We start from the raw sequence: 7,962 nt of genomic DNA, 5'->3' as shown, positions 1-7,962 counted from the left end.
GAAAGATCTTAACCAACCGCTCTTTAACAACTGAATCAAGCAATTCGTGTGGGTGCTTGTGGAGTCAGACTGATAGTCAACAAGATTATCAGCATCACAAGTTACTCCGCGAGAAATCAAAGATGTAACCAACGATTGCTGAGCCAAGTTTAGGGTTTCTTAAAAACCCAAAGATGTTTGAACTGAAGAGTTTGATCATGGCTCAGATTGAACGCTGGCGGCAGGCCTAACACATGCAAGTCGAGCGGTAGAGAGAAGCTTGCTTCTCTTGAGAGCGGCGGACGGGTGAGTAATGCCTAGGAATCTGCCTGGTAGTGGGGGATAACGCTCGGAAACGGACGCTAATACCGCATACGTCCTACGGGAGAAAGCAGGGGACCTTCGGGCCTTGCGCTATCAGATGAGCCTAGGTCGGATTAGCTAGTTGGTGAGGTAATGGCTCACCAAGGCGACGATCCGTAACTGGTCTGAGAGGATGATCAGTCACACTGGAACTGAGACACGGTCCAGACTCCTACGGGAGGCAGCAGTGGGGAATATTGGACAATGGGCGAAAGCCTGATCCAGCCATGCCGCGTGTGTGAAGAAGGTCTTCGGATTGTAAAGCACTTTAAGTTGGGAGGAAGGGCATTAACCTAATACGTTGGTGTCTTGACGTTACCGACAGAATAAGCACCGGCTAACTCTGTGCCAGCAGCCGCGGTAATACAGAGGGTGCAAGCGTTAATCGGAATTACTGGGCGTAAAGCGCGCGTAGGTGGTTCGTTAAGTTGGATGTGAAATCCCCGGGCTCAACCTGGGAACTGCATTCAAAACTGACGAGCTAGAGTATGGTAGAGGGTGGTGGAATTTCCTGTGTAGCGGTGAAATGCGTAGATATAGGAAGGAACACCAGTGGCGAAGGCGACCACCTGGACTGATACTGACACTGAGGTGCGAAAGCGTGGGGAGCAAACAGGATTAGATACCCTGGTAGTCCACGCCGTAAACGATGTCAACTAGCCGTTGGGAGCCTTGAGCTCTTAGTGGCGCAGCTAACGCATTAAGTTGACCGCCTGGGGAGTACGGCCGCAAGGTTAAAACTCAAATGAATTGACGGGGGCCCGCACAAGCGGTGGAGCATGTGGTTTAATTCGAAGCAACGCGAAGAACCTTACCAGGCCTTGACATCCAATGAACTTTCCAGAGATGGATTGGTGCCTTCGGGAACATTGAGACAGGTGCTGCATGGCTGTCGTCAGCTCGTGTCGTGAGATGTTGGGTTAAGTCCCGTAACGAGCGCAACCCTTGTCCTTAGTTACCAGCACGTAATGGTGGGCACTCTAAGGAGACTGCCGGTGACAAACCGGAGGAAGGTGGGGATGACGTCAAGTCATCATGGCCCTTACGGCCTGGGCTACACACGTGCTACAATGGTCGGTACAGAGGGTTGCCAAGCCGCGAGGTGGAGCTAATCCCAGAAAACCGATCGTAGTCCGGATCGCAGTCTGCAACTCGACTGCGTGAAGTCGGAATCGCTAGTAATCGCGAATCAGAATGTCGCGGTGAATACGTTCCCGGGCCTTGTACACACCGCCCGTCACACCATGGGAGTGGGTTGCACCAGAAGTAGCTAGTCTAACCTTCGGGAGGACGGTTACCACGGTGTGATTCATGACTGGGGTGAAGTCGTAACAAGGTAGCCGTAGGGGAACCTGCGGCTGGATCACCTCCTTAATCGACGACATCAGCTGCTCCATAAGTTCCCACACGAATTGCTTGATTCATTGAAGAAGACGATAAGAAGCAGCCCTAACGGGTTGTAGCTTGGTTGGTTAGAGCGCACCCCATGCTTTGTGGTAAAGAGCAGGGTGAGGCCGGCCGGATAGCTCGAAATTGGGTCTGTAGCTCAGTTGGTTAGAGCGCACCCCTGATAAGGGTGAGGTCGGCAGTTCGAATCTGCCCAGACCCACCAATTTTTGTGTGGGATCCTGTAGCAATACGGGGCCATAGCTCAGCTGGGAGAGCGCCTGCCTTGCACGCAGGAGGTCAACGGTTCGATCCCGTTTGGCTCCACCACTACTGCTTCTGTTTGTTGAAAGCTTAGAAATGAGCATTCCATCGTGATGATGGTGAATGTTGATTTCTAGTCTTTGGCTAGATCGTTCTTTAAAAATTTGGGTATGTGATAGAAAGATAGACTGAACGTTACTTTCACTGGTAACGGATCAGGCTAAGGTAAAATTTGTGAGTTGCTCTTAATTGAGTATTATCGAATTTTCGGCGAATGTCGTCTTCACAGTATAACCAGATTGCTTGGGGTTATATGGTCAAGTGAAGAAGCGCATACGGTGGATGCCTTGGCAGTCAGAGGCGATGAAAGACGTGGTAGCCTGCGAAAAGCTTCGGGGAGTCGGCAAACAGACTTTGATCCGGAGATGTCTGAATGGGGGAACCCACCTAACATAAGTTAGGTATCTTAAGCTGAATACATAGGCTTAAGAAGCGAACCAGGGGAACTGAAACATCTAAGTACCCTGAGGAAAAGAAATCAACCGAGATTCCCTTAGTAGTGGCGAGCGAACGGGGACTAGCCCTTAAGTGGCTTTGAGATTAGCGGAACGCTCTGGAAAGTGCGGCCATAGTGGGTGATAGCCCTGTACGCGAAAATCTCTTAGTCATGAAATCGAGTAGGACGGAGCACGAGAAACTTTGTCTGAATATGGGGGGACCATCCTCCAAGGCTAAATACTACTGACTGACCGATAGTGAACTAGTACCGTGAGGGAAAGGCGAAAAGAACCCCGGAGAGGGGAGTGAAATAGATCCTGAAACCGTATGCGTACAAGCAGTGGGAGCCCACTTTGTTGGGTGACTGCGTACCTTTTGTATAATGGGTCAGCGACTTATTTTCAGTGGCGAGCTTAACCGAATAGGGGAGGCGTAGCGAAAGCGAGTCTTAATAGGGCGTCTAGTCGCTGGGAATAGACCCGAAACCGGGCGATCTATCCATGGGCAGGTTGAAGGTTGGGTAACACTAACTGGAGGACCGAACCGACTACCGTTGAAAAGTTAGCGGATGACCTGTGGATCGGAGTGAAAGGCTAATCAAGCTCGGAGATAGCTGGTTCTCCTCGAAAGCTATTTAGGTAGCGCCTCATGTATCACTGTAGGGGGTAGAGCACTGTTTCGGCTAGGGGGTCATCCCGACTTACCAAACCGATGCAAACTCCGAATACCTACAAGTGCCGAGCATGGGAGACACACGGCGGGTGCTAACGTCCGTCGTGAAAAGGGAAACAACCCAGACCGTCAGCTAAGGTCCCAAAGTTATGGTTAAGTGGGAAACGATGTGGGAAGGCTTAGACAGCTAGGAGGTTGGCTTAGAAGCAGCCACCCTTTAAAGAAAGCGTAATAGCTCACTAGTCGAGTCGGCCTGCGCGGAAGATGTAACGGGGCTCAAACCATACACCGAAGCTACGGGTATCACTTAGGTGATGCGGTAGAGGAGCGTTCTGTAAGCCTGTGAAGGTGAGTTGAGAAGCTTGCTGGAGGTATCAGAAGTGCGAATGCTGACATGAGTAACGACAATGGGTGTGAAAAACACCCACGCCGAAAGACCAAGGTTTCCTGCGCAACGTTAATCGACGCAGGGTTAGTCGGTCCCTAAGGCGAGGCTGAAAAGCGTAGTCGATGGAAAACAGGTTAATATTCCTGTACTTCTGGTTATTGCGATGGAGGGACGGAGAAGGCTAGGCCAGCTTGGCGTTGGTTGTCCAAGTTTAAGGTGGTAGGCTGGAATCTTAGGTAAATCCGGGATTCTAAGGCCGAGAGCTGATGACGAGTGTTCTTTTAGAACACGAAGTGGTTGATGCCATGCTTCCAAGAAAAGCTTCTAAGCTTCAGGTAACCAGGAACCGTACCCCAAACCGACACAGGTGGTTGGGTAGAGAATACCAAGGCGCTTGAGAGAACTCGGGTGAAGGAACTAGGCAAAATGGCACCGTAACTTCGGGAGAAGGTGCGCCGGTGAGGGTGAAGCATTTACTGCGTAAGCCCATGCCGGTCGAAGATACCAGGCCGCTGCGACTGTTTATTAAAAACACAGCACTCTGCAAACACGAAAGTGGACGTATAGGGTGTGACGCCTGCCCGGTGCCGGAAGGTTAATTGATGGGGTTAGCTAACGCGAAGCTCTTGATCGAAGCCCCGGTAAACGGCGGCCGTAACTATAACGGTCCTAAGGTAGCGAAATTCCTTGTCGGGTAAGTTCCGACCTGCACGAATGGCGTAACGATGGCGGCGCTGTCTCCACCCGAGACTCAGTGAAATTGAAATCGCTGTGAAGATGCAGTGTATCCGCGGCTAGACGGAAAGACCCCGTGAACCTTTACTATAGCTTTGCACTGGACTTTGAATTTGCTTGTGTAGGATAGGTGGGAGGCTTTGAAGCGTGGACGCCAGTTCGCGTGGAGCCAACCTTGAAATACCACCCTGGCAACTTTGAGGTTCTAACTCAGGTCCGTTATCCGGATCGAGGACAGTGTATGGTGGGTAGTTTGACTGGGGCGGTCTCCTCCTAAAGAGTAACGGAGGAGTACGAAGGTGCGCTCAGACCGGTCGGAAATCGGTCGTAGAGTATAAAGGCAAAAGCGCGCTTGACTGCGAGACAGACACGTCGAGCAGGTACGAAAGTAGGTCTTAGTGATCCGGTGGTTCTGTATGGAAGGGCCATCGCTCAACGGATAAAAGGTACTCCGGGGATAACAGGCTGATACCGCCCAAGAGTTCATATCGACGGCGGTGTTTGGCACCTCGATGTCGGCTCATCACATCCTGGGGCTGAAGCCGGTCCCAAGGGTATGGCTGTTCGCCATTTAAAGTGGTACGCGAGCTGGGTTTAGAACGTCGTGAGACAGTTCGGTCCCTATCTGCCGTGGACGTTTGAGATTTGAGAGGGGCTGCTCCTAGTACGAGAGGACCGGAGTGGACGAACCTCTGGTGTTCCGGTTGTCACGCCAGTGGCATTGCCGGGTAGCTATGTTCGGAATAGATAACCGCTGAAAGCATCTAAGCGGGAAACTAGCCTCAAGATGAGATCTCACTGGGACCTTGAGTCCCCTGAAGGGCCGTCGAAGACTACGACGTTGATAGGTTGGGTGTGTAAGCGCTGTGAGGCGTTGAGCTAACCAATACTAATTGCCCGTGAGGCTTGACCATATAACACCCAAGCAATTTGACTACTCGAAAGAGCATCAGATTGCGGTGTGTGAAGACGAAACGAACCGAAAGTTCGAGATACTCACAAAGCACCAAGCTGTCACATACCCATTCGCTGGAGCGTGAACCTGAAAAGGCCCACGACCTGGCTACCGAATTTCTTGACGACCATAGAGCATTGGAACCACCTGATCCCATCCCGAACTCAGCAGTGAAACGATGCATCGCCGATGGTAGTGTGGGGTTTCCCCATGTGAGAGTAGGTCATCGTCAAGATTAAATTCCGAAACCCCTATCTGCGTATGCAGGTAGGGGTTTTGTTTTATCGTCAAGATTAAATTCCGAAACCCCTATCTGCGTATGCAGGTAGGGGTTTTGTTTTGTCCGCGAGAAAATCTGCCCAGTACGGTTTCTATGCAACGGCTCGAGGCATGGCTATCATGCGGGCCTCATTGTGAGGCGGGACTTGCATGCTGACGTTGTTAAAGCTTCTTAAGGATGGCCGATTCCATTCAGGTCAAGCGCTAGGCGCCGCTTTAGGTGTCAGTCGGAGTGCTGTGTGGAAGCAGCTTCAGCTTCTGGAGGCTGAGCTTGGCTTGTCCATCCATAAGGTACGAGGGCGTGGTTATCAATTGGCCTCGCCGTTGACACTGCTCGACTCTGTCGCGATAGCAGAGCAGGCGCCTTCTTGTAATTGGCCCGTTCTGGTTTTCGATTCAATTGACTCCACTAACGCTGAAGCGCTGCGCGCAATAGAGCGCGGTCAGGTAGCGCCGTTTCTTGTGCTCGCCGAGCGGCAGACGTCTGGCCGTGGGCGTCGTGGGCGTAAGTGGGCAAGTCCTTTCGCGGAAAATATCTATTACAGCCTGGTGCTGCGTATTGACGGTGGCATGCGCCAGCTGGAAGGCTTGAGCCTTGTTGTTGGACTTGCAGTCATGCAAACCTTGCGAGCGCTTGGTGTCTCAGATGCAGGCTTGAAATGGCCTAACGATGTTTTGGTAGGTCAGAAAAAGCTCGCGGGGATACTGCTTGAGTTGGTGGGAGATCCTGCTGATGTGTGTCATGTGGTTCTGGGTGTCGGGATCAATGTGAACATGCAGATGACCGATGAGGTTGATCAGCAGTGGACGTCTTTGCGGCTTGAATCAGGGCGGTCATTCGATCGCAATCAATTGGTCGCGCAATTGGGGCAGATGCTCCAGGTTTATTTGCGTCGGCATCAGCTCGGTGGATTTCCTGCTATCCAGGCAGAGTGGGAGCAGAATCATCTGTGGCAGGGGCGGGCAGTGTCGTTGATCGCCGGAGTTAACCATGTAGATGGCGAGGTGCTGGGTGTTGATAGTCAGGGGGCTCTGCGCTTGAAGGTGGGTGGTGTGGAAAAAATCTTTAGTGGTGGTGAGCTCAGCTTGAGGTTGCGTGATGATTCTTGAGCTCGACTGCGGGAATAGTTTCATCAAGTGGCGAGTACTCAAAGCTGATGCTCGCCAGGTGGTTGGTGAGGGGGTTGTGGACTCCAATCTTGCGTTGCTGGAGAGTTTGGGCGCGCTCAAGGGGCTCGCCCTCAAGTTTTGCCGATTGGTCAGTGTTCGAACGGCAGAAGAGACCAGTGCATTGATTGTTCTGCTGACCGATACTTTTGGAGTGTCAGTAGTTTGCGCGGCGCCCGCTCGCGAAATGTCGGGCGTTCGCAATGGCTATGAAGAGTTCGAGCGCCTGGGGCTCGATCGCTGGCTCGCGATGCTTGGGGGATTCAAATTAGCATCGGGTGCATGCCTGGTGCTTGATTTTGGTACTGCCGTCACTGCGGATTTCGTCGCCGGTGATGGAGAGCATCTCGGGGGATTTATTTGTCCGGGAATGCCATTGATGCGAAATCAGTTGCGCACCCATACCCGTAAAATTCGCTATGGGGATCTGGCAGCTGAGCGCGCCATTGAAAGCCTCGTTCCCGGTCGCACAACCGCCGAAGCGGTTGAGCGGGGCTGCTCGCTGATGCTTAGAGGCTTTGTTCTGACCCAGTTGGAGCTTGCGCGTAGCCACTGGGGGGCAGATTTTACCGTATTTCTGACCGGTGGAGATGCAGGGTTGGTTTCTGAGATTGTGCCAGACGCTAGAGTGGTCCCGGACCTGGTATTTGTGGGGTTGGCTATGGCATGTCCTTTGTCCTGAGGTTCTTATGCGTTGGTTGTTTCTGCTGCTGCTTGTTCTGAATGTGTTCTATTACATCTGGCACCAACAAGAGGCTCCTCTGCGCGCGAAGGATGTCACTCCTCTGAGTTTGTATAGGGGAGGGCAGCAGGATATTCGCTTGTTGAGTGAGACGACTGATCCTTCCCTTGACAAGGGAAAGGCGTCTCTGTCGGACGGTAGCTGTTTGTACTTGGGTGGTTTTGTTCGTCAAGAAGCGATTCAGGCCGTTGAGCGGCGCTTGAATGGCATGGAGATCAAGTATCAGCTCCTGCCAAAGGATCTTCCTGAATTAGCGGGTTATTGGGTTCGAATCGCCCCTGAAAGCCGGCGTTGGCTGGGTGACATTCAGCTGCAAAACCTTTCTAGAGAATTCAATGAGTTAAAACATAAAATAATGCTGTGCGAGGGGGTTGCACCCGCTGAATAGTTTGAATAGAATGGCGCCCGCTTCGCAGTGAACGCCTTTAACGGCAAGCGCTACGAAGTGACGTCAACGCAGCTAACCTCAGGTTTTTAATGAGAAAATGCTTGACAGAAGGCTGGCATGATATAGAATGCCGGCTCGCTTAGGAG

3 protein-coding genes, 2 tRNA genes and 3 rRNA genes are annotated in these 7,962 nt (G+C 52.0%); all 8 read left to right on the top strand.

Annotation, left to right across the window (positions count from 1 at the left end; all coding sequences use genetic code 11):
- The first annotated feature begins 179 nt into the window (after positions 1-179).
- The 8 genes from Q7W83_RS25420 to Q7W83_RS25385 all read left to right on the top strand — a co-directional run bounded on the left by Q7W83_RS25420 (position 180) and on the right by Q7W83_RS25385 (position 7,816).
- Positions 180-1,716, top strand: a 16S ribosomal RNA gene (locus tag Q7W83_RS25420).
- 161 nt (positions 1,717-1,877) lie between these two features.
- Positions 1,878-1,954, top strand: a tRNA-Ile gene (locus Q7W83_RS25415).
- A 28-nt stretch (positions 1,955-1,982) separates the two neighbouring features.
- A tRNA-Ala gene (locus Q7W83_RS25410) sits at positions 1,983-2,058 on the top strand.
- Between the two features lie 249 nt (positions 2,059-2,307).
- A 23S ribosomal RNA gene (locus Q7W83_RS25405) occupies positions 2,308-5,199 on the top strand.
- 160 nt (positions 5,200-5,359) lie between these two features.
- Positions 5,360-5,475, top strand: a 5S ribosomal RNA gene (gene rrf, locus Q7W83_RS25400).
- Together the 16S, 23S and 5S rRNA genes with 2 tRNA genes alongside form the textbook arrangement of a ribosomal RNA operon.
- Before the next feature lie 194 nt (positions 5,476-5,669).
- Complete coding sequence (birA, locus tag Q7W83_RS25395) at positions 5,670-6,629, top strand: bifunctional biotin--[acetyl-CoA-carboxylase] ligase/biotin operon repressor BirA (RefSeq protein ID WP_150634797.1); 960 nt, start codon at positions 5,670-5,672, stop codon at positions 6,627-6,629.
- Positions 6,619-7,368, top strand: coding sequence for a pantothenate kinase (locus Q7W83_RS25390; RefSeq protein ID WP_473657731.1), 750 nt, complete (start codon positions 6,619-6,621; stop codon positions 7,366-7,368). The genes birA and Q7W83_RS25390 overlap by 11 nt, the downstream gene beginning before the upstream one ends.
- Positions 7,369-7,375: 7 nt before the next feature.
- Positions 7,376-7,816, top strand: a complete 441-nt coding sequence (locus tag Q7W83_RS25385) for a hypothetical protein (protein ID WP_150634795.1) — start codon at positions 7,376-7,378, stop codon at positions 7,814-7,816.
- Positions 7,817-7,962: the final 146 nt, after the last annotated feature.

The sequence above is a fragment of the Pseudomonas sp. 300 genome (assembly GCF_055803035.1).
This window is presented reverse-complemented; position numbering and strand designations above follow the sequence as displayed.